The 19,197-nt window shown below is 64.0% G+C and carries 16 protein-coding genes and 1 pseudogene; 14 read left to right on the top strand and 3 right to left on the bottom strand.

Annotation, left to right across the window (positions count from 1 at the left end):
• Nucleotides 1-9 precede the first annotated feature (9 nt).
• The 5 genes from hutC (at nucleotide 10) to hutH (ending at nucleotide 6,320) form a co-directional block, all read left to right on the top strand.
• Nucleotides 10-714, top strand: coding sequence for a histidine utilization repressor (gene hutC / locus C2U47_RS08105; RefSeq protein ID WP_010672607.1), 705 nt, complete (start codon nucleotides 10-12; stop codon nucleotides 712-714).
• A gap of 156 nt (nucleotides 715-870) precedes the next feature.
• Nucleotides 871-2,106, top strand: a complete 1,236-nt coding sequence (hutI, locus tag C2U47_RS08100) for an imidazolonepropionase (protein WP_180911318.1) — start codon at nucleotides 871-873, stop codon at nucleotides 2,104-2,106.
• Nucleotides 2,099-3,037 (top strand): formimidoylglutamase, encoded by a 939-nt coding sequence (gene hutG / locus C2U47_RS08095; RefSeq protein ID WP_103261578.1) that lies wholly within the window; start codon nucleotides 2,099-2,101, stop codon nucleotides 3,035-3,037. The genes hutI and hutG overlap by 8 nt, the downstream gene beginning before the upstream one ends.
• 45 nt (nucleotides 3,038-3,082) lie before the next feature.
• Complete coding sequence (gene hutU / locus C2U47_RS08090) at nucleotides 3,083-4,786, top strand: urocanate hydratase (protein ID WP_042015303.1); 1,704 nt, start codon at nucleotides 3,083-3,085, stop codon at nucleotides 4,784-4,786.
• 1 nt (nucleotide 4,787) lies between these two features.
• On the top strand, nucleotides 4,788-6,320 hold the full coding sequence (gene hutH, locus C2U47_RS08085; protein ID WP_010672611.1) for a histidine ammonia-lyase: 1,533 nt from the start codon (nucleotides 4,788-4,790) through the stop codon (nucleotides 6,318-6,320).
• A gap of 193 nt (nucleotides 6,321-6,513) precedes the next feature.
• Here the strand turns inward: hutH and C2U47_RS08080 are convergent, their stop codons facing one another.
• Both C2U47_RS08080 and C2U47_RS08075 read right to left on the bottom strand, forming a co-directional pair.
• Nucleotides 6,514-7,611, bottom strand: a complete 1,098-nt coding sequence (locus tag C2U47_RS08080; protein ID WP_010672612.1) for a calcium:proton antiporter — start codon at nucleotides 7,609-7,611, stop codon at nucleotides 6,514-6,516.
• A gap of 151 nt (nucleotides 7,612-7,762) precedes the next feature.
• Nucleotides 7,763-9,298 carry an EAL domain-containing protein gene (locus C2U47_RS08075; RefSeq protein ID WP_069785512.1) on the bottom strand — a complete coding sequence of 512 codons (1,536 nt, stop codon included), beginning with the start codon at nucleotides 9,296-9,298 and terminating at the stop codon, nucleotides 7,763-7,765.
• 517 nt (nucleotides 9,299-9,815) lie between these two features.
• Here C2U47_RS08075 and C2U47_RS08070 point away from each other — a divergent pair.
• Nucleotides 9,816-11,735: an EAL domain-containing protein gene (locus C2U47_RS08070; protein ID WP_010672614.1), complete on the top strand. Its 1,920-nt coding sequence runs from the start codon at nucleotides 9,816-9,818 to the stop codon at nucleotides 11,733-11,735.
• Here C2U47_RS08070 and C2U47_RS08065 read toward each other — a convergent pair.
• Nucleotides 11,732-12,646, bottom strand: a complete 915-nt coding sequence (locus tag C2U47_RS08065) for a 1-aminocyclopropane-1-carboxylate deaminase/D-cysteine desulfhydrase (RefSeq protein ID WP_052224786.1) — start codon at nucleotides 12,644-12,646, stop codon at nucleotides 11,732-11,734. The genes C2U47_RS08070 and C2U47_RS08065 overlap by 4 nt on opposite strands.
• A gap of 120 nt (nucleotides 12,647-12,766) precedes the next feature.
• Between C2U47_RS08065 and C2U47_RS08060 the strand changes: the two genes are divergently transcribed.
• The 8 genes and pseudogenes from C2U47_RS08060 to C2U47_RS08030 all read left to right on the top strand — a co-directional run bounded on the left by C2U47_RS08060 (nucleotide 12,767) and on the right by C2U47_RS08030 (nucleotide 19,149).
• The gene (locus tag C2U47_RS08060) at nucleotides 12,767-13,630 is read left to right on the top strand and encodes an MSHA biogenesis protein MshI (RefSeq protein ID WP_069785482.1); all 864 of its coding nucleotides are present in this window, start codon (nucleotides 12,767-12,769) and stop codon (nucleotides 13,628-13,630) included.
• Entirely contained in the window at nucleotides 13,630-14,223 is a 594-nt protein-coding gene (locus C2U47_RS08055) for a PilN domain-containing protein (protein ID WP_069785483.1), read from the top strand. Before C2U47_RS08060 ends, C2U47_RS08055 begins: the two co-directional genes overlap by 1 nt.
• Nucleotides 14,223-14,870, top strand: coding sequence for a type 4a pilus biogenesis protein PilO (pilO, locus tag C2U47_RS08050; protein ID WP_039040419.1), 648 nt, complete (start codon nucleotides 14,223-14,225; stop codon nucleotides 14,868-14,870). The genes C2U47_RS08055 and pilO overlap by 1 nt, the downstream gene beginning before the upstream one ends.
• A gap of 28 nt (nucleotides 14,871-14,898) precedes the next feature.
• Complete coding sequence (locus C2U47_RS08045; protein WP_042015443.1) at nucleotides 14,899-15,228, top strand: SctD/MshK family protein; 330 nt, start codon at nucleotides 14,899-14,901, stop codon at nucleotides 15,226-15,228.
• Between the two features lie 70 nt (nucleotides 15,229-15,298).
• Nucleotides 15,299-16,975, top strand: coding sequence for a pilus (MSHA type) biogenesis protein MshL (gene mshL, locus C2U47_RS08040; protein WP_069785484.1), 1,677 nt, complete (start codon nucleotides 15,299-15,301; stop codon nucleotides 16,973-16,975).
• Complete coding sequence (locus C2U47_RS22825) at nucleotides 16,954-17,136, top strand: hypothetical protein (protein WP_139127957.1); 183 nt, start codon at nucleotides 16,954-16,956, stop codon at nucleotides 17,134-17,136. The genes mshL and C2U47_RS22825 overlap by 22 nt, the downstream gene beginning before the upstream one ends.
• Nucleotides 17,127-18,016: pseudogene (locus tag C2U47_RS08035) on the top strand (ExeA family protein). The gene C2U47_RS22825 and the pseudogene C2U47_RS08035 overlap by 10 nt, the downstream one beginning before the upstream one ends.
• Entirely contained in the window at nucleotides 18,013-19,149 is a 1,137-nt protein-coding gene (locus C2U47_RS08030; RefSeq protein ID WP_069785486.1) for a tetratricopeptide repeat protein, read from the top strand. Before C2U47_RS08035 ends, C2U47_RS08030 begins: the two are co-directional and overlap by 4 nt.
• Nucleotides 19,150-19,197 lie beyond the last annotated feature (48 nt).

Raw genomic sequence — 19,197 nt, 5'->3', positions numbered from 1 at the left:
GACCAGCCGGTGGCTCCTGCGCTCTACCTTCAGATAAAGCAGCACATCCTGGACGGGATCCGCGAACGCCACTATCAGGCGGGCGACCGGATCCCGACCGAGGCCGCCCTGTGCGAGCAGTTTGCCGTGAGCCGCATGACGGTGAACAAGGCGCTGCGTGAACTGGTGGCCGAAGGCTGGCTGGTGCGCACCGCCGGATCCGGCAGCTTTGTGGCCGACAGGCGCACCGAGTCGCCGCTCCTGGCGATTCGCAATATTGCAGACGAGATCGCCGAGCGGGGCAGCGAGTACAGCGCGCGGGTGATCCGGCTGCAACGTCAGGCCGCCGACGAGAAAGTAGCGGTGCGTCTGGGCCTGCGGGTCGGGGCGCCCACCTTTCACAGCCTCATCGTCCATCAGGCCGATGGGGAGCCGCTGCAACTGGAGGAGCGCTTCGTCGATGCCGAGCGACTGCCCGGCTATGGAGAGCAGGATTTCACCCAGCAGACGCCAAACAGCTATCTGATGGAGATCTGCCCCCTCTCCGAGATGGAGCACGTGGTAGAAGCCGTGTTGCCGAGTGCTGGTGAAGCCGGACTGCTGCAAGTGAGGGTCGACACCCCCTGCCTGCTGCTGCACCGGCGCACCTGGTCAGACGGCTTTCTGGTCTCCTATGCCAGATTGTTGTCGCCGGGTTCCCGCTATAAGCTGAGCTCCAAGACGCGTCTCGCATAATTGTATATACATATTAAGCATTTAAAAGCCCACCTCTCGGTGGGCTTTTTTGTGCTTACACTCTAATAAAGCCGCTGTTATCAAGATGTGAACTTGATCCTTTCTTTCTTTTCAGAGATCGGCTATAAATCATTGTATATACATTTAGAGGTCGGTATGAACATGGAACTGTTGAACTGCGAGCGGGTCTGGCTCAACGTGACACCCGCCACCCTGCGCCCCGATCTGGCGGACTACGGCCTGCTGGAGCCCCATGCCCTTGGCGTGCGGGATGGCAAGATCCACGCTCTGGTCCCCATGCAGGATCTCAAGGGCCCCTATGCCGCCTCCTGGCAGGACATGAAGGGGAAGCTGGTCACCCCCGGTCTCATCGATTGCCACACCCACCTCATCTTCGCCGGCAGCCGCGCCGAAGAGTTCGAACTTCGCCAGAAGGGAGTCCCCTATGCGGAGATCGCCCGCAAGGGGGGCGGTATCATCAGCACGGTGCGCGCCACCCGGGCAGCCAGCGAGGAGCGGCTCTATGAGCTGGCGTTGCCGCGGATCAAGTCCCTGATCCGGGAAGGGGTCACCACAGTCGAAATCAAGTCCGGTTACGGCCTCACCCTGGAAGACGAGCTCAAGATGTTGCGGGTGGCCCGTCGTCTGGGAGAGACGCAGCCCATCCGGGTCAAGACCACGCTGCTGGCGGCCCATGCGGTGCCGCCGGAGTATCGCGACGATCCCGACTCCTGGGTCGAGACCATCTGCCAGGAGATCATCCCGGCGGCGGCCGAGGCAGGTCTCGCGGATGCGGTGGATGTCTTCTGCGAACACATCGGCTTCTCCCTTGCCCAGACCGAGCAGGTCTATCTGGCGGCGGATCAGTACAACCTCGCGGTGAAAGGGCACATGGATCAGCTCTCCAACCTGGGGGGCAGCACGCTCGCCGCCCACTTCGGCGCCCTCTCGGTGGATCATCTGGAATATCTGGATCAGGACGGGATCCTGGCGCTGGCCCACCGTGGCGTGGTCGCCACCCTGCTGCCCACCGCTTTCTATTTCCTCAAGGAGACCAAGCTGCCCCCGATCGCTGCCTTGCGCAAGGCGGGGGTACCCATGGCTGTCTCCTCCGACATCAACCCGGGCACGGCTCCCATCGTCTCCCTGCGCATGGCCATGAACATGGCTTGCACCCTGTTTGGCCTGACCCCGGTGGAGGCCATGGCCGGGGTGACCCGCCACGCCGCCAGGGCGCTTGGCGAGCAGGAACGGCTGGGGCAGCTCAAGGTCGGCATGCTGGCGGATTTCCTTGTCTGGAACTGCGGCCATCCGGCCGAGATCAGCTACCTCATCGGTGTCGATCAGCTGGTGAGCCGTGTGGTCAACGGGGAGGAAACCCTTCATGGATAAGTTCAACGGGATCGACATGTCGGTCTGGCAGGGGCGTCAGGATCCCGAAGACGGTGAGTTGGCCCTGCGCTGGCACGATAGGGTGCAACCCTGGCAGGGGAGTCGCGAACCCGGCGTGGTGCTGCTCGGCTTTGCCTGTGACGAAGGGGTGCGCCGCAACAAGGGGCGGGTCGGTGCGGCCGGTGCACCGCTGGCGGTGCGCAAGCTGCTGGCCAACACGGCCTGGCATCTGGGCGCCCCCGTCTATGACGGCGGGGATCTGGCCTGTGAGGACGGCGATCTCGATGCCGCTCACGGGCGCTTGGCCGAACGGGTGGCGAGTGCGCTGGATCAGGGACACTTCCCCCTGGTGCTGGGAGGCGGCCACGAGGTGGCGTTTGGCAGCTGGAGCGGCCTGAACCGTCATCTTGGCGGCGAAGGGCGGGTCGGGATCATCAATTTCGACGCCCACTTCGATCTACGCATGAAACAGGAGCAGGCGAGCTCGGGCACCCCCTTCTTCCAGATTGCCGAGCAGTGCGCTGCCCAGGGCACTCCCTTTCACTATGCCTGTCTCGGGGTGGCCGAAACCGCCAATACCGCGGCGCTCTTTGCTCGCGCCGAGGCGCTGGGAGTCTGGCACGTGCTGGACGAAGCGATGACGCCGACCGAGCTGCCAGCCTTGCTAGGCGGGCTGGATGCCTTCATCGCCCGTTGCGACCACCTCTATCTCACCATCGATCTCGACGTGCTGCCGGCGGCGGTGATGCCGGGAGTGAGCGCTCCCGCCGCTCGCGGCGTGGAGCTGGCGGTCATCGAACCGCTTATCGCCCATATCCGGGCCAGCGGCAAGCTCAGGCTCGCCGATCTGGCCGAGTACAACCCGAACCTGGATCAGGACAACCGCAGTGCCCGCGTGGCCGCGCGCCTGGTTCACCAGTTGACCAAGTAGTGGCGCACCGCGCCGCCTGACTGCATCGCTAAACAAGGAGTGTCTATGTCTGTACAACACCAGGATCCCCGCCACGATCCGAGCCGCGTGATCCGTGCTCCCCACGGCACCCAGCTGACCGCCAAGAGCTGGCTCACCGAAGCGCCACTGCGGATGCTGATGAACAATCTGGATCCGGATGTTGCCGAGCATCCCCAGTCTCTGGTGGTGTACGGCGGCATCGGCCGCGCTGCCCGAAACTGGGCCTGCTATGACAAGATCGTCGAGGTACTGACCCGGCTCGAGGACGATCAGACCCTGCTGGTGCAATCCGGCAAGCCGGTCGGGGTGTTCCAGACCCACAAGGATGCGCCGCGGGTGCTCATCGCCAACTCCAACCTGGTGCCCCACTGGGCCAACTGGGAGCACTTCAACGAGCTCGATAAAAAGGGTTTGATGATGTACGGCCAGATGACCGCTGGCTCCTGGATCTACATCGGCACCCAGGGCATCGTGCAGGGCACCTACGAGACCTTCTTCGCGGTGGCGAACCAGCACTTCAACGGCGAGCCCAAAGGCCGCTGGATCCTGACCGGGGGCCTGGGTGGCATGGGCGGTGCCCAGCCCCTTGCCGCCACCATGGCCGGTTTCTCCATGATCGCCGTGGAGTGCGACGAGACCCGTATCGATTTCCGTCTGCGTACCCGCTACGTCGACAAGAAGGCCCACAGCCTGGATGAGGCGCTGGCCATGATCGAGGAGGCCAAACGCAGCGGCACCGCCGTCTCCGTCGGCCTGCTCGGCAACGCCGCCGACGTCTTCGCCGAGCTGGTGGCTCGTGGCATCACGCCGGACGTGGTGACCGACCAGACCTCCGCCCATGACCCGGTACACGGCTACCTGCCCCAGGGCTGGAGCGTGGCCCAATGGCGCGATCTGCAAAAGAGCGCACCGGACGAGGTCAACGTGGCGGCTCGCCGCTCCATGGCCCGTCAGGTCGAAGCCATGCTGACCCTGCAATCCCGCGGCGCCGCCACGCTCGATTACGGCAACAACATCCGCCAGATGGCGCTGGAAGAGGGGGTCAAGAATGCCTTCGACTTCCCGGGCTTCGTGCCGGCCTACATCCGCCCGCTGTTCTGCGAGGGCATTGGCCCGTTCCGCTGGGTGGCGCTCTCCGGCGACCCGGAAGACATCTACAAGACCGACCAGAAGGTAAAAGAGCTGATCCCGGACGATCCCCACCTGCACAACTGGCTCGACATGGCCCGCGAGCGCATCGCCTTCCAGGGCCTGCCGGCGCGGATCTGCTGGGTCGGTGTCAAGGATCGGGTGCGCTTGGGTCTGGCCTTCAACGAGATGGTGAAGAATGGCGAGCTGAAGGCACCGGTCGTCATCGGGCGTGACCATCTGGACTCCGGCTCGGTGGCGAGCCCGAACCGCGAGACCGAATCCATGATGGATGGTTCCGACGCCGTTTCCGACTGGCCGCTGCTCAACGCCCTGCTCAACACCGCCGGCGGCGCGACCTGGGTTTCCCTGCACCACGGTGGCGGTGTGGGCATGGGCTTCTCCCAGCACTCCGGCGTGGTGATCGTCTGTGACGGCACCGACGATGCCGCCAAGCGGGTCGGCCGCGTGCTGCGCAACGACCCGGCCACCGGTGTGATGCGTCACGCCGACGCCGGCTACGAGATTGCCATCAACTGTGCCCATGAGGCGAAACTGGATCTGCCGATGATCGACGCCACCGGCAAAGGGGTGAAATAAGATGTTCGAACTCAATCTGCAACCGGGCAAACTCTGCCTCGCCACCCTGCGCCGTGTCAGCCGCGAGCCGGTACACGTCAGCCTGGATCCGGCTGCCCTGGCGGGGATCCACGCCTCCGCCGCCGTGGTCACCAAGGTGATCGAGCAAAACCGGGTGGTCTACGGCATCAACACCGGCTTTGGCCTGCTGGCCAACACCCGCATTCCGGTGGAGCAGCTGGACGAGCTGCAACGCTCCATTGTGCTCTCTCATGCGGCAGGGATTGGCGAGTACATGGATGACGCCACCGTGCGGTTGATGATGGTGCTCAAGGTCAACTCGCTCGCCCGTGGCTTCTCCGGCATCCGGCTGACGGTGCTCGAGGCCCTGATGACCCTTATCAACGCCGAGGTCTACCCCGTGGTGCCGAAGAAGGGCTCCGTCGGCGCTTCCGGCGATCTGGCGCCCCTGGCACACATGAGCTGCCTGCTGATCGGTGAAGGCAAGGCCCGTCACAAGGGCGAGCTGATCGACGCCGCCACTGCCCTGAAGATTGCCGGGCTGGAGCCCATCGCCCTGGCGCCGAAAGAGGGGCTGGCCCTGCTCAACGGCACCCAGGCGAGCACCGCCTTCGCGCTGGAAGGGCTGTTCCATGCCGAGGATCTCTACGCTGGCGCCATCACCATAGGGGCCATGAGCGTTGAAGCGGCGCTGGGCAGCCGCCGGCCGTTCGATGCCCGCATCCACGAGGTGCGCGGTCAGCGCGGCCAGATCGATGCGGCCGCCTGCTACCGCCACCTGCTGGTGGACGGCAGCGAGATCGGCATGTCCCACCACAACTGCGAGAAGGTGCAGGATCCTTACTCCCTGCGCTGTCAGCCCCAGGTGATGGGCGCCTGCTTGACCCAAATCCGTCAGGCCGCCGAGGTGCTGGTGTGCGAGGCCAACGCGGTCTCCGACAACCCCCTGGTGTTTGCCGAGGATGAGGAGATCATCTCCGGCGGCAACTTCCACGCAGAACCCGTGGCCTTTGCCGCCGACAACCTGGCCCTGGCCATCGCCGAGATCGGGTCGCTGTCCGAGCGGCGCATGGCGCTGCTCATCGACTCGCGCATGTCTGGCCTGCCGGCCTTCCTGGTGAACAACGGCGGGGTGAACTCCGGTTTCATGATCGCCCAGGTCACCTCGGCGGCCCTGGCCTCCGAGAACAAGACCCTGGCCCACCCGGCCTCGGTGGACAGCCTGCCCACCTCGGCCAACCAGGAGGACCACGTCTCCATGGCCACCTTCGCCGGTCGCCGGCTGGCGGACATGGCCGAGAACACCCGCGGCATCCTGGCGGTGGAACTGCTGGCAGCGGCCCAGGGGCTCGACTTCCGCGCTCCCCTGCGCTCCACCGAGCTCATCGAGCTGGCCAAGGGCCGTCTGCGGGAAGAGGTCAGCTTCTATGACAAGGACAGGTACTTTGCACCGGACATCGAGGCGGCCGCCGCCCTGCTGGGCCGTGCCAGCTACAACGACCTGATCCCGGCCGGGACCCTGCCCAGCCTCTGAATTGGAGCTTGAGCAACCATAAAAAAGACCGCCCATGGGGCGGTCTTTTCATTTTCGTCTCCCGCGCTCCGCGTCGGGGCTATCGAAAGCGCGCTGCGCAGAGTGGCAGCAGGCAGGTGGTGGCTGCCTTATCCGTGTTCAAACATCCGGAACAGATAAACCACGAACAGCACTGGGGTGAGTGCTGGCAGCCTTATCCGTGTTCAAACATCAGGAACAGGTAAACGACAAACAGCACAAGATGGGTGGCGCCGTGCAGGGCGTGGGTGCGGCCGCTGCTGAAGGTCACTTTACAGACCATGAGGGTGGTGATGAGCAGCACCATGTCGGCAGGGGAGAGGCCCAGGCGCACTTCCTGCCCCATCAGGGAGCCGATGAAGAGCACGGAGGGTACCGTGAGGGCGATGGTGGCCAGCACGGAGCCGAAGTAGAGATTCATGGCCCGCTGCAACTGGTTGTTGAAGGCCGCCTTGATGGCGCCGACCGCTTCGGGAGCCAGCACGATACAGGCGACGATGAAGCCACCCAGCGCCATCGGGGCTTCCATCACGTGCACCCCGTAGTTGATGGGGATGGCCAGGGTCTTGGCCAGCAGGATCACCACCACCAGGTAGGCGAGCAGCAAGAGGGTGTGATAGACGTTGCTCTGCAGCGGGCCGTGGTGATCCTCGAGATCCTCGTGATCGCTGTCGACGAAGAAGTGGCTGTGGCTGCGGGTCTGGATCAGCAGGAAGACACCATAGAGCAGGATGGAGATGATGATCAGCATCCATGACATGGCCTTGGAGAGGCTGCCCAGGGTACCGCCCTGGGTGAAGTTCGGCAGGACCAGACAGAGCAGTGCCAGGGGAATGATGGCCACCAGATAGGATTTGACCCCGTCCAGATTGAAGTTCTGGGTGTGATAGCGCCAGCCGCCAAACAGCAGGGTGAAGCCCACCAGACCGTTGGTGACCAGCATCACCACCGCGAACATGGTGTCCCGGGCCATGGTGGGATTGGGATCGCCGGTCAGCATGACGGAGGAGATCATCACCACTTCCAGGGAGATGACCGAGAGGGTCAGGATCAGGGTACCGAAGGGTTCCCCGAGCTTGATGGCGAGGGCGTCAGAGTGACGCACGACGGAGAAGATGGCCCAGGTCACGATGGCAAGCAGGGCCAGCGACACCGGCAGGTAGACCGCAAGGGGGGTTGTCTCTGCCAGCAGGTCGCTCCCCAGGGTTTTGAAGAAGAGCAGGGTCAGCAGACCGGCAGGCAGAGCAATCTCTTGTCGGATAAAAGACTTCATAGGCAGTGGTTCTCATCTCGGGGCGGCCTCGGCCGACGGGGTATGGAGCGACTTGGTGCACCCAAGGTGCACAGACCCATGATAAGGGGAGATGCTCCTCATGCGGAGCATCATTTTGTTGCAAAGGGTGAGAGGCGGGGCAGATACCGCCTCAGTGCGGGTCGGAGGGGCTGGTTGTCTCGCCCTCTTGCCATGCCATCAGCCAGATCTTCAGTTTGCTCAGGGGCATGGGCTTGGCATAGACGTAGCCCTGGATCAGGTGGACTCCGTGGCGATGCAGATAATCCACCTGCTCCTGGGTTTCGACCCCTTCGGCGATCATCTCCATGCCCGATTTGAGGCCAAAGGCGATGGTGGCATCCAGCACGCTGCGCTTGAGGTCGTCCGTGCCTATGGTATCCACGAACATCTTGTCGATCTTGATCTGGCGAATGCCGAGCCGTTGCAGGTAGGCAAAGCCGCCATAACCGGTGCCGAAGTCATCCAGCTTGAAGTGATAGCCCCTCTCCTGCAGGGCTGCGATCTCCGCCATGGCCCCCTGGATGTGCTTGATGGGATCCCGCTCGGTGAGTTCGAAGGTGAGGCGGGCCGGCGAGGGCCAGCCATGGCGCTGCAACTGGGTGCGCAGACGAGGCTGCTCGATATGGCCCGCCACCAGATTGACACTGACCCACTGATGCGGGGCCAGGACGGGGAGATCCGCCAGGATGCGCTCCAGCAGTTGGTCCGTCATCGGCAGGATCAGCCCCTGCTCCTCCGCATAGGCGATGAAGGTGCCTGGCGACACCAGATCCCGTCCTCGCTGCCAGCGCAGCAAGGCCTCGAATCCCACCACCCTTCGGTTTCTGCTGTCCACTATGGGCTGATAGAAGGGGATGAACTCCCGCCGAGCCAGTCCTCTTTGCAGCAATCCTTTGAGGGAGCGCCGGTAGTTTCTAAGGCTCCAGTAGAGGGCAGCCAGCAGCGCCCCCAGCGCCCCGGCCGACCAGAGGCCATCGCGGTGTATCTGTGAGCGGGCGTAGCGTTTCAGTGCCTCGCCAGCCCAGAGGGTCTGCTCCACCTGATGCTGGGGATCGAAACTGAGCAGCCGCATCGGGTTTGCCTCTTCTCGAATGTGCTTGTTGCCACGGGGGAAAAAGAGCCCGAACTGGGCCGGGTGCTTGTGGTTGAACTCCAGATAGAAACAGTCGTTGCAGGGGGTGCGCAGCAGCTCATGGCTCCAGCTGCTGTCGAGCACCCAATAGGCCAGATTGCCGTTGCGTCTCGCATAGACCAGGGTTTCGCGTTCGGTATCGAACATGGGGGCCGTGCTGGAGAGGTGAAAATCAGGGGAGACCGGCATGCCGGCGTCGGCAAGCTGGGGCAGCGCGGGGCCCAGGGTGGAGCAGCCGCTCCCGTTGGCAAGCTGCAGGCCGGCCAGGCGAATATGGCGGTTGTAATACTGGGGTGAGCGCAGCAGCGCCATGTCTGTGGGGCCGCAATCGAAGGCAAAGTGGGCGAGTTGGGCGGGGACATCGTGATCCAGGAGCAGGTTGCGCTCCTGCTGGTAGTCGAGCAGAGCCCTTTCCTTTGTCTGCAACAGGTGGTGAGCCAGTTTGTCGCTCAACAGGGGGGTGAGCAACAGCATCAACAGCGGGGGCACACAGAAGAGGGCCAGAGGAATCCATAGCGGAGATCGTGCTGACATGGTGAGCATCCTTCTTCCATGAAATGAAACAATCCGATTGAGACTCAAGCATCATAGCATTAGCTGCATCGATTTGAGCCAAGTTGGTCACACTTGGAACAAAAACGATAATTAATTGATAAATAAAGGATATGGCTACACACCTGAACAAGATTCAATCGCTGACCTGTCATAAATGACAATTGTCCAGCTTATCTGAAGTGGCTAAAGTAGCGGTGCGGTTTGACTCACCGTGTGTTCAATACTCCTGTATCTATTTTTGTCAGTAGCACAGAGTGTTAGTTTTGATATGAGTGTTTCTTTTGGTCCCCGTTGTGGGACCATTTTTCTGTCCGCTCCTCAGCCTGTGTCCCCTCGCTCTCTCCCTTGATGCCTCTCTCTTTTGCGACCTGCACTACGGCGCCGCATGACGCAGCCGCCCGCTTATTTGCAGAAGCGGGATCTTCATCCATAGGCGGCGTTTGGTCTGGGCTGATACCATGATGCCCTATGGATGCTGTCGGCTACGGAAAGGCACATGAAACTGACCACTCAACTCGTCTCTTTTATTACGCTGTGCGTGATCTCGGCCATGGCCATGGTGATGCTCGGCGGGGTCTTCAGTTTCCGCCAGATGGGAATGGAGCTGCAGCAGAACCGGGTCGACTCCCTGGTGGAGATCATCGACAAGCAGCTCGGGGTGACCGATGACCAGCAAGCCCTTGCCCGCTGGCTGCCCTCCCTGTTGCGGGCCTCCCATGTGGTGGAGCTGGAGATCCGTCAGGACAAGCAGCGGGTTTACTGGTTTCGCGACGTGCAGCAGCAGACGGATGAGAGCCTGCTGATCGCCTACAGCGAGGCGATCCCCAATCAGGCCGGGATGCGGGCCGACTTCAAGCTGGACAGGCCGTTCAAGGAGTTTGAGTACTCCATGAAGGCGATGTTTGGCATCTCTCTGGGTATCTTCATCGTGGTGTTCGGGCTCTGGTACTCCATCCGCTGGCTGCGTCAGCAGTTGCGCGGTGCCGAGCTGCTGGCGGAGCGTGCCCAGCTGATCCTGGATGGCAAGCTGACCAAGCTGGCCCATGATCCTGCCGAAGAGTGGCCTGTCTCGGCCAGTCAGGCCCTCACCCATCTGCTGACCGAGCTGGCCGACGCTCGCAAGGAGCGCAGCCGCTTCGACAACTTCATCCGCAGCAACGCCTTCGTCGACAAGACGACGGGCATCGGCAATCGCCTCTTCTTCGACAACCGGCTGGAGAGCGCCATCATGGAGGCAAGCGTGATCAGCGGCGGTGTGCTGCTGATCGAGCTGGCCGGTCTGGAGGAGCTGGATCCCGAGCTGAGCGGGCGCCCGAGCCAGGAACTCCTGATGGAGGCGAGCGCCACCATCGCCGCCTTCGTGCGAAAGCACAGCGGAGCCCTGCAGGCGCGCTATGCCGGTCAGGTCTTTGCCGTGCTGCTGCCGAACATGTCAGAGAGCGAGATGGTGGACGGTGCCAGCCAGTTGCTCAAGAGTCTGCAGCGGCTGCACTGGCCCGAAGCGGTCAATGCCGACACCGCCGTCTATCTCGGTGCGGTCTGCTATCAGGCACAGGATTCCCTGCTCAAGGTGCAGGAAGAGGCGGAGCTGGCGCTCAAGAGCGCGCGCCTGCAAGGACACAGCGGCTGGTTCCTGTTCGAGAAATCCCTTAACGAGGAGGCGAGCAGCAAGGGAACGGTGCGCTGGCGCACCCTGATCAGCCGTCGCATCGAGGAGCAGGGCATCGACTTCTACGTCCAGCCTGTGCAGCAGGAGCGGGATCAGGTGGTGTTGCAGCAGGAGCTGCTCATCCGCCTTCACGACGAGCAGGGCCGGGAGCTGCAGGCGGGGGTCTTCATGCCCATGGCGGAGAAGGCCGGTCTGCTGCTGCCGCTGGACAGGCTGGTGGTGGCCCGAGCCTTGCGACTGCTGCGCCAGCGACCGGCATCGAGCTGCCCCATCAGCCTCTCTCTGTGCGCCCAGAACCTGCTCACCCGCGAGTTCCAGCGCGAGCTCTTCTTCGAGCTGTTCCAGTTGCCGCGCAGTACCAACGAGGGGTTGATCCTGCAGTTGTCGGAGTCCCAGGTGACCCGCCACTACGAGGCCCTCAAGCGGCCGCTTCGGGCGATGCGCATGCTGGGGTGCAGGCTGGCCATCGATCATGCGGGCCAGGACGTGGTGAGCACCCAGTACATCAAGGAGTTCGAGATCCACTTCCTCAAGCTGCACCCCAGCCTGGTGCGGGAGATCCACCTGCGCCAGGTCAACCAGATGGCGGTACGCAGTCTGGTGGGGGGCTGTGCCAATACCCAGGCCCGGGTCATCGCGGTGGGGGTGGAGAGTGGCGACGAGTGGAAGATGCTGCGACACCTGGGCGTGCATGCCGGTCAAGGTCCCTGGTTTGCCGACCCCGAGCCCCTCAATCTGCCTGACTAGCGTCCCGGCCGGGGTGACAGGCGGCCCTGCTCCTCCAGGCCCGCCAGCCCCTGCAAGCCACCGGTGTGGATGAAGATGATCTTGCTGCCGCGCGCAATGCGGCCTGCCGCCAGTTCGCGAAACAGCCCCCACATCGCCTTGCCACTGTAGATGGGTTCCAGCGGCAAGCCGGTTTCGGCACTGAATGCCTGCACCCATTGCCAGAGTGCCGGACTGAACCTGGCATAGCCGCCATCGTGGTGATCCAGCGCAATGCGCCAGCCCGGAGTAGTGGCCGCCGCCGGATGCAACCGGCATACCTCGCCGGTGATGAAGTCGGCCCCCTTGAGCACCGCGATGGCCAGGATCTGCTCCTGCGCCCGCTTGCCCGCGATGAGCCCCGCCAGGGTGCCGCCGCTGGCGCAGGGCAGCACCCAGAGATCCGGCGAGAAGGGCACCTCGTCGACCAGCTCGGCCACCCCGGGGATGGCCAGCGGGCTGCTGCCTCCTTCCGGTACCAGCAGGGTGTCGTCATCCTCGAACCGGGCAAGCCATTCGGGATCCTGGCGCCGGCGATAGTCCTGCCGGTCGACAAAAACGAGATCCATACCCCAGCCTTTCGCCGCTTTCAGGGTGGGATTGCTGACGGTATCCCCTTCACCGCGTATGATGCCCGTGGTACGCACTCCCAGTCTGAGTCCTGCTGCGGCCAGGGCGTGGATGTGATTGGAGTAGGCGCCGCCAAAGGAGAGGATGTGGCCCTTGCCCAGCATCTGTGCCTGTTGCAGATGGTATTTGAGCTTTCGCCACTTGTTGCCGGAGAGGGTCGGGTGGATCAGATCATCCCGCTTGCACCAGAGCGTGACGTCATGGGCTGCCAGCAGAGGATGCCGGATCCGGTGCAGGGGGGAGGGGAGCTGAAGGGGAGCCATGGGATCGTCTCCCGTGGGTGCCAGCGTGGCCGTCGATGCGTCGTTTGTCATAAAGTTGGAGGCTAATAGCCTGTTTATGTTAAGGTTTAGTCCGTTTTACGCGGCCAGGTGAAGATCCAGATGAAGTCACTGTTCAGGCGTTCTCCCTCCAGCCATCAGGTCGGGATCCTGCTGGCCAGCGATCGCATTCTGCTGGCCTGCGTGGACCCCGTTCCCGTGTTTGCCAGCCAGCCTGTCAACGGCCCCCACGACTGGTCCAAGGCCCTGGCCGAGCTGTTTTCCCGGTACGGTCTGGCCAAGTCTAAGGTGCGGGTGGCCCTCGCGGCCAGCCTTTATCAGCAGATCCAGATCGACAAGCCCGCCGTCCCCGATGCCGAGATGGCGGGGGCCCTGCCCTGGGCCATCAAGGATTTCGTCAACGAGCCGGTGTTGCAGCTCGCCATGGATTATGTGGATCTGCCGACGCCCCCTGCCGGGCGTCCGCGCATCAACGTTGTCTGCATGCCCAAGAGCCGGGTGCAGCAGGTGGCGGATGCGGTCAACGGCGCGGCGACCCTGGAGGCCATCGTCAGTGACGAACTGGCCATGACGGCCCTCTACGAGGCGGACCAGATGGTGCGCATGCTGCTCTGGCAACCCCGGGGGCAGGAGCTGCAACTGCTGGTCTTCCATCGGGGCGGACTCTGCTTCTCCCGCCAGTTGCGCGGATTTGCGAGCCTCACCGGCAGCCATGAGCCAGATGCCGACCAGCTCGACGCGCTGGCGTTGGAGATCCAGCGATCCATCGATTATCTGGCCGGCCATCTCAAGCTGCCCGAGCCCGGCCAGTTGCAACTGGCCATCGCCTCCTCCGCCATGGGGGTACTGGTGCGTCACCTGGAACAGACGTTCGGTTTCCCGGTGTCGGCCATGGCAAACAAGGCGGTACTGGCAGGAGTCGAATACCTCAGTGCCTATGGTGCGGCCCTGGGCAGGAGCGACTGATGAAACACCATATCAACCTCTATGGCGCCGAATTCCGGCCAAGACGTCTGTGGGCCAGCCTGCCCCAGATGGCGTTGGTCTGGGGCGGCGTCCTGGTGCTGCTGCTGGGGGCCACCCTCTTCTATGGCTGGCAACAGCAGGGCCTCGATCGTGAATTGGCTGGCGTGCGGGCACAGCTCGACGTGCAGCGCGGCGAGGCCAGGCGTCTCGATGCGGAGCTGGCGCGCCATCTGGCGAATGCAGACTTGCAGCGGCAACTGGCCGACAAGCGGGAAGAGCTGGGGGCCAAACAGGCGCTGATGCAGCAGCTTGGCCACCTCTCCCTGCAAAAATCCCAGGGCTATGCGGGGGTGATGGCGGACCTGGCCCGCCTGCGGGATCCCCGCCTCTCCCTGCAACGGATCGAGATAAGCGACGGGCGCATCAACCTCGCGGGCGTGGCCGAACGCAGTCAGGACGTGCCCGCCTGGGTGAACCGCTTCAGGCAGACCCCCTCCCTGGCGGGCAAGCAGTTTGGCGAGCTCACCCTGAGTCGGGACAAGGAGGGCCAGCTTGCCTTCCAGCTCAGTGGCATAGCGCGGGAGACTCCCTGATGGACATGAAGGCACAATGGCAGGGATGGGCGCAGCAGATCGCAGCCCTCAGCCTGCGCGAGCGGATCCTCATTTTGTTGACCGGGGTCGTGCTGCTCGGGGCCATGGGCATCTATGGCTGGCTGGATGACGCCGACACCCGGCTGGGCCAGGATCGGCAGGCCCTGGCTGCGGCGCAGCGGGATCTGGAGATCCTGACCCTGGAAAACCAGGGCAAGCAGGCCAGGCTGGGGCGGGATCCCGATGCCCAGGTACGCGAGCAGCTCGCCAGTGTCGAGACCACTCTGCGCCAGATGGATGCCGAGCTGCTGGCTCAGACGGTGGATCTGATCCCCGCCCACGAAATGCCCGCAGTGCTGGAGGCCCTGTTGTCCCGCTCCGCCAACCTGCATATGCTGGCGCTCACCTCCCTCAAGCCCGAGCCGCTGATGGCCGGGGAGCAGAAGGTGAACCTGTTCAGGCACGGCATCCGGCTTCAGCTGGAGGGCGGCTATTTCGATGTCTACCAGTACCTGAAAGCGCTCGAAGCCCTGCCTCGCCACTTCTACTGGAAGGGCTTTGACTACCGGGTGGTCGAGCATCCCAAGGCGGCGGTAGCGATGGAGATCTACACCCTCAGCACCAGCAAGGAGTTCATCCGTGGTTAAGCGGCATGTCGGCGGGACGGGATCCCGCATTTTTGCCTTCCCATCCTGGCGCTGGCTGGCCCTGTGGGGGAGCCTGCTCGCGCTGCAGGCCCAGGCCGAGGTGCTGCAGGATCCCACCTTGCCCCTGGCGGGATCCGGTTCGGCGGCGAGTGTCGCCAAGGAGGCCGGTCTGCCCAGGTTGCAGAGCGTCATCCTGGGGAGCGGGCCCGCCCTGGCGGTGCTCGACGGTCAAAGCTACCGGGTCGGCCAGCAGGTCAACGGATTCCGGCTGGTGGGGATCAGCGCCGACAGCGTGGTGCTGGAAAAAGCGGGCAAACGCCAGACACTGACCCTGTTTGGCAGCAAGATCCGGATGTGAAGTGGGTGTCGCACGGGATGGTGCGGGCCAGGTTTGTCGAGTTTCATAGCGAGTCAGGTGCACGAATAACATGAAAAAACACCCTTTTTGTCTGCTTCCCCTCGCGCTGGCGGTGGCGGGTTGCACTACCTATCGTCACCCCGAGCCGGTACAGGCCAAAGATGCACTCAAGCAGGCGATGAGCGAGCAGAGCCCGACCGCCCCCCTGACTTCCCTGCCGCCCTCGGTGCAGAGCGAGCTGTTGCAGCTCAATCGTCCCCAGCAGCCGATGACCATTCCCGAGAAGCGGATGCGCATCGCGGCCCATGACGTGGACGCGGTGGAGTTCTTCGGCTCCCTGTTCAAGGGCTCCCGCTACAGCGTGGCGGTCCATCCCGGTGTGGCGGGCGTCATTTCGGTAGAGCTCAAGGATGTGACCCTGCAGGAGGCGCTGGCGACCGTCGGCGACATGTACGGCTTCGACGTACAGCGCAAGGGCAACGTGTTCCACGTCTATCCCGCCGGTCTGCGCACCGAGACCATTCCGGTCAACTACCTGATGATGGCCCGGCGCGGTCTCTCCCGTACCTCGGTGAGCACAGGCGGGGTGACGGCCAACGACAACAATAATGGCAATAACAACAACTTCGACAACGGCCTGAACAACAGCGGCAACAACAACAGCCAGGGCAACACCGCCAGCGGTGACAACAACACCAACAGCAATGGCACCCGCATCGAGACGGACAGCAACAACGACTACTGGACCGATCTGCGGGATTCCCTGCAGACCCTGATCGGCACAGGGGAAGGGCGGGCCGTCATCACCAGTCCCCAGGCGGGCCTGGTCACGGTGCGTGCCTATCCCAAGGAGCTCAAGGCGGTGCGCGAGTTCCTGGACCAGTCCGGCGAACACCTCAAGCGCCAGGTGGTGCTGGAGGCGCGGATCCTGGAAGTGTCCCTCAACGAGGGTTACGAGCAGGGGGTGGACTGGAGCGGCCTCTCCGCAAGCTGGGACGGCGGCAAGGGTATCACGGGGGGCGGCTCCCTCATGGACAGCCCCATCGCTTCGACCCCCAACCAGATCTTCCGGGCTTTGGGGGGCGGCGCCGGTTTCACCATCTCTGATGGCAACTTCAACGTCGCGGTCAGCCTGCTCAAGACCCAGGGGGATGTGAACACCCTCTCCAGCCCGCGCGTGACGGCCACCAACAACCAGAAAGCGGTGATCAAGGTGGGGACGGACGAATACTTCGTCACCAACGCCTCGACCACCACCACCACCTCGGGGACTTCGGCCCCCATCGTCACCCCGAACGTGGAGCTGACCCCCTTCTTCTCGGGGATAGCCCTGGACGTGACGCCCCAGATCGACGAGCAGGGCAAGGTATTGCTGCATATCCACCCCTCCGTCATCGACACCGAGGAGCAGAGCAAGACCATCAACGTCGGCACCGCCGATCCCCTGGTGTTGCCGCTGGCCAAGAGCTCCATCCGCGAGTCCGATACCGTGGTGCAGGCCAACAATGGGGACATCATCGTCATCGGTGGTCTGATGAAGACCGACAGGCAGGAGATTGTCAGCAAGGTGCCCCTGCTGGGTGACATCCCCTGGGTCGGCGAGGCCTTCACCAACCGCCGGGAGAGCAACCGCAAGGTGGAGCTGGTGATCCTGCTCAAGCCCACCGTGGTGGAAAAGGACACCTGGCAGAAAGAGCTGCAACGCTCCTCCGAGCTGCTCGACAAATGGTATCCCCCCAAGGGCTGATCCGGGATGACGCGCCTGTTGAGCACTCCTTCTCCCATGTGGCGGCGCCTCCCGGCTGCTGCCAGTCTGCCCTGCCCGACGGCGGTGGCGCCATGTCGCTGATCCGGGGCTGTCTGCGGCTGCGCGCCCTGGACTCTGGCCGGGAGGGAGCATGTATCTGAGTCACTTCGGACTGCGGGAGGCCCCCTTCGGCCTGACCCCGAACACCGGTTTCTATTACGGCCTGCCCCCCACGAGGAGGCCATGCAGGTGCTCAACTGGGCGCTCTCCCAGGGGGAGGGGTTCATCAAGGTGACCGGCGAGGTCGGCACCGGCAAGACCCTGCTCTGTCGCAAACTGCTGAGCGAGCTCGGCTCCGAGGCCTGCCCGGTGCGCCTGGCCTGGCTGCCCAACCCCCATCTCACTCCGGGGGAGCTGCGCACGGCCCTGGCCCTGGAGCTGGGGTTGACGTTGGCGGGGGAGAGCGAGCTGGATCTCACGGATCGTATTCACCGCCATCTGATCTCCCTGCATCGGCAGGGGAGCAGGGTGGTGGTGCTGATCGACGAGGCGCAAGCCCTGCCGGACGAGACCCTGGAGGCGATCCGGCTGTTTGGCAACCTGGAAACCGAATCCAGCAAGCTGCTGCAAATCGTGTTGTTCGGCCAGCCCGAGCTGGATGCCAGGCTCGGGCAGCCCCGTCTTCGCCAGTTGCGCCAGCGCATCGGTTTTTCCTACCGCCTGCGGCCGCTGCGGCTCGACGAGACCCGGGCCTATCTGGAGTACCGGCTGCAGGTGTCCGGCTATCGCGGGGCCGCCCTGTTCGATGGCCGCGCCCTGCGCAGGCTGTGGCGCGCATCCCGCGGCATTCCCCGCCTCATCAACATACTGGCGCAGAAGTGCCTGATGCTGGCCTATGGCCGCGGTGTGCGGCGGATCGACAGCGCCCTGGTCCGGCTCGCCATCCGGGATACCGATGATGCCCGCCGTGGCCGTCTCACCCTCTGGTGGCCCCTGTTGTTGTTGCTGGGCGCTGCCCTGGCGTATGGAGTCTGGTCATGAGCGTGATCAATCAGATGCTGAAAGATCTGGATAGGCGTCAGCAAGAGGCCGAGGGAGCCGCCGTCTATGTGGCGCCGGTGCGCCAGCAAGGCTGGTGGATGCTGGTGCTGACCCTGCTGTGTACCCTGGCCCTGGGGATCCTCGGCTGGCGCACCTGGATCTTCTGGCAGCAGAGCCAGCGAGCCTCCCTGCCAGCGGCGCAGGTCGAGGCCCCCCGCACCGCCCCTGCGGTGGCGCCATCCGCGCCCCTGGCCGTGGTGGCCACCACACAGGCGGTCTCCTCTGCCGCGCCAATGGCAAAGGTGCCCACCGCCAGTGCCGAGTCGACCGCCGCGAGAGTGGCCCCCTCCGCAGCCGAGCAGGCGCCGGCCGATGAGGCCGTGCTCGCCGATGAGGGCAATCCGCAGGAAGCGCTGGGGGACGAGACGATCCCGAGCGACGAGGAGCTGCAGCCGGACCTCTATGCCGAGCTGGCTGCTGAGCAGGGCGCCGAAGAGGCGCCTGCACCCGCCGCGCCGCGCAAACCCGGGATCCTGAAGATCGAGACGGTGGAACTCTCCGACGCCGAGCTGGCCACCCTGGCCGAGCGCAAGGCGACCACGGCCATGGCCAAGGGACGGATGCAGGAGGCGCAGGATGGCTACTACGAAGTGCTGGCCCACGATCCCCACAACCAGGGGGCGCGGGAACAGCTGGCGGGCCTGCTCTATGGCGCCGGACGGCTGACCGAGGCCGCCCAGGTGCTGGAAGAGGGGCTGAGGCTGGATCCCGCGCAGGCGGACCTGCGTCTGCTGCTGGCCCGTGTGGCCATCAGCGGCGGGGATCGGCAGAAGGCGCTGGACTGGCTCACCGGCTATCAGCCCGATATTGCCAGCAATCTGGATTATTACGCCACCTGGGCCGGTCTTGCCCAGGAGCTGGGGCAGCCTGTCCAGGCGTCCGAGATGTACGTCAGGCTGCTGCGCCAGCAGCCGGATCAGGGGCGATGGTGGCTAGGACTGGGGGTGGCGGAGGATGGTCAGGGACACCGTCAGCGGGCACTGGATGCCTATCGCAATGCCCAGTTGCACGGCAATCTGGGGGAGGCCTCCACCCAATGGCTTGAACAACGAATTGGCCAACTGACCCATTGATTAAAGCGGCAGTTCGATGAGCCCATGCCATCGGACCAGGCAGCGGGC

Source organism: Aeromonas sp. ASNIH7, from assembly GCF_002903485.1.
Classification (GTDB): domain Bacteria; phylum Pseudomonadota; class Gammaproteobacteria; order Enterobacterales; family Aeromonadaceae; genus Aeromonas; species Aeromonas caviae.
Note: the sequence above shows the minus strand (reverse complement) of the source record. Positions and strands in the feature narration are given on the sequence as shown.

Excerpts from the sequence above, each read along its gene's own strand:
- pilO (WP_039040419.1), top strand. The coding sequence starts at position 14,223 with ATGGACATGAAGGCACAATGGCAGGGATGGGCGCAGCAGATCGCAGCC.
- C2U47_RS08075 (WP_069785512.1), bottom strand. The coding sequence starts at position 9,298 with ATGTCAGCACGATCTCCGCTATGGATTCCTCTGGCCCTCTTCTGTGTG.
- C2U47_RS08070 (WP_010672614.1), top strand. The coding sequence starts at position 9,816 with ATGAAACTGACCACTCAACTCGTCTCTTTTATTACGCTGTGCGTGATC.
- C2U47_RS08080 (WP_010672612.1), bottom strand. The coding sequence starts at position 7,611 with ATGAAGTCTTTTATCCGACAAGAGATTGCTCTGCCTGCCGGTCTGCTG.
- hutI (WP_180911318.1), top strand. The coding sequence starts at position 871 with ATGAACATGGAACTGTTGAACTGCGAGCGGGTCTGGCTCAACGTGACA.
- C2U47_RS08065 (WP_052224786.1), bottom strand. The coding sequence starts at position 12,646 with ATGGCTCCCCTTCAGCTCCCCTCCCCCCTGCACCGGATCCGGCATCCT.
- C2U47_RS08030 (WP_069785486.1), top strand. The coding sequence starts at position 18,013 with ATGAGCGTGATCAATCAGATGCTGAAAGATCTGGATAGGCGTCAGCAA.
- hutH (WP_010672611.1), top strand. The coding sequence starts at position 4,788 with ATGTTCGAACTCAATCTGCAACCGGGCAAACTCTGCCTCGCCACCCTG.
- C2U47_RS08060 (WP_069785482.1), top strand. The coding sequence starts at position 12,767 with ATGAAGTCACTGTTCAGGCGTTCTCCCTCCAGCCATCAGGTCGGGATC.
- hutG (WP_103261578.1), top strand. The coding sequence starts at position 2,099 with ATGGATAAGTTCAACGGGATCGACATGTCGGTCTGGCAGGGGCGTCAG.
- mshL (WP_069785484.1), top strand. The coding sequence starts at position 15,299 with ATGAAAAAACACCCTTTTTGTCTGCTTCCCCTCGCGCTGGCGGTGGCG.
- C2U47_RS22825 (WP_139127957.1), top strand. The coding sequence starts at position 16,954 with ATGGTATCCCCCCAAGGGCTGATCCGGGATGACGCGCCTGTTGAGCAC.
- C2U47_RS08055 (WP_069785483.1), top strand. The coding sequence starts at position 13,630 with ATGAAACACCATATCAACCTCTATGGCGCCGAATTCCGGCCAAGACGT.
- hutU (WP_042015303.1), top strand. The coding sequence starts at position 3,083 with ATGTCTGTACAACACCAGGATCCCCGCCACGATCCGAGCCGCGTGATC.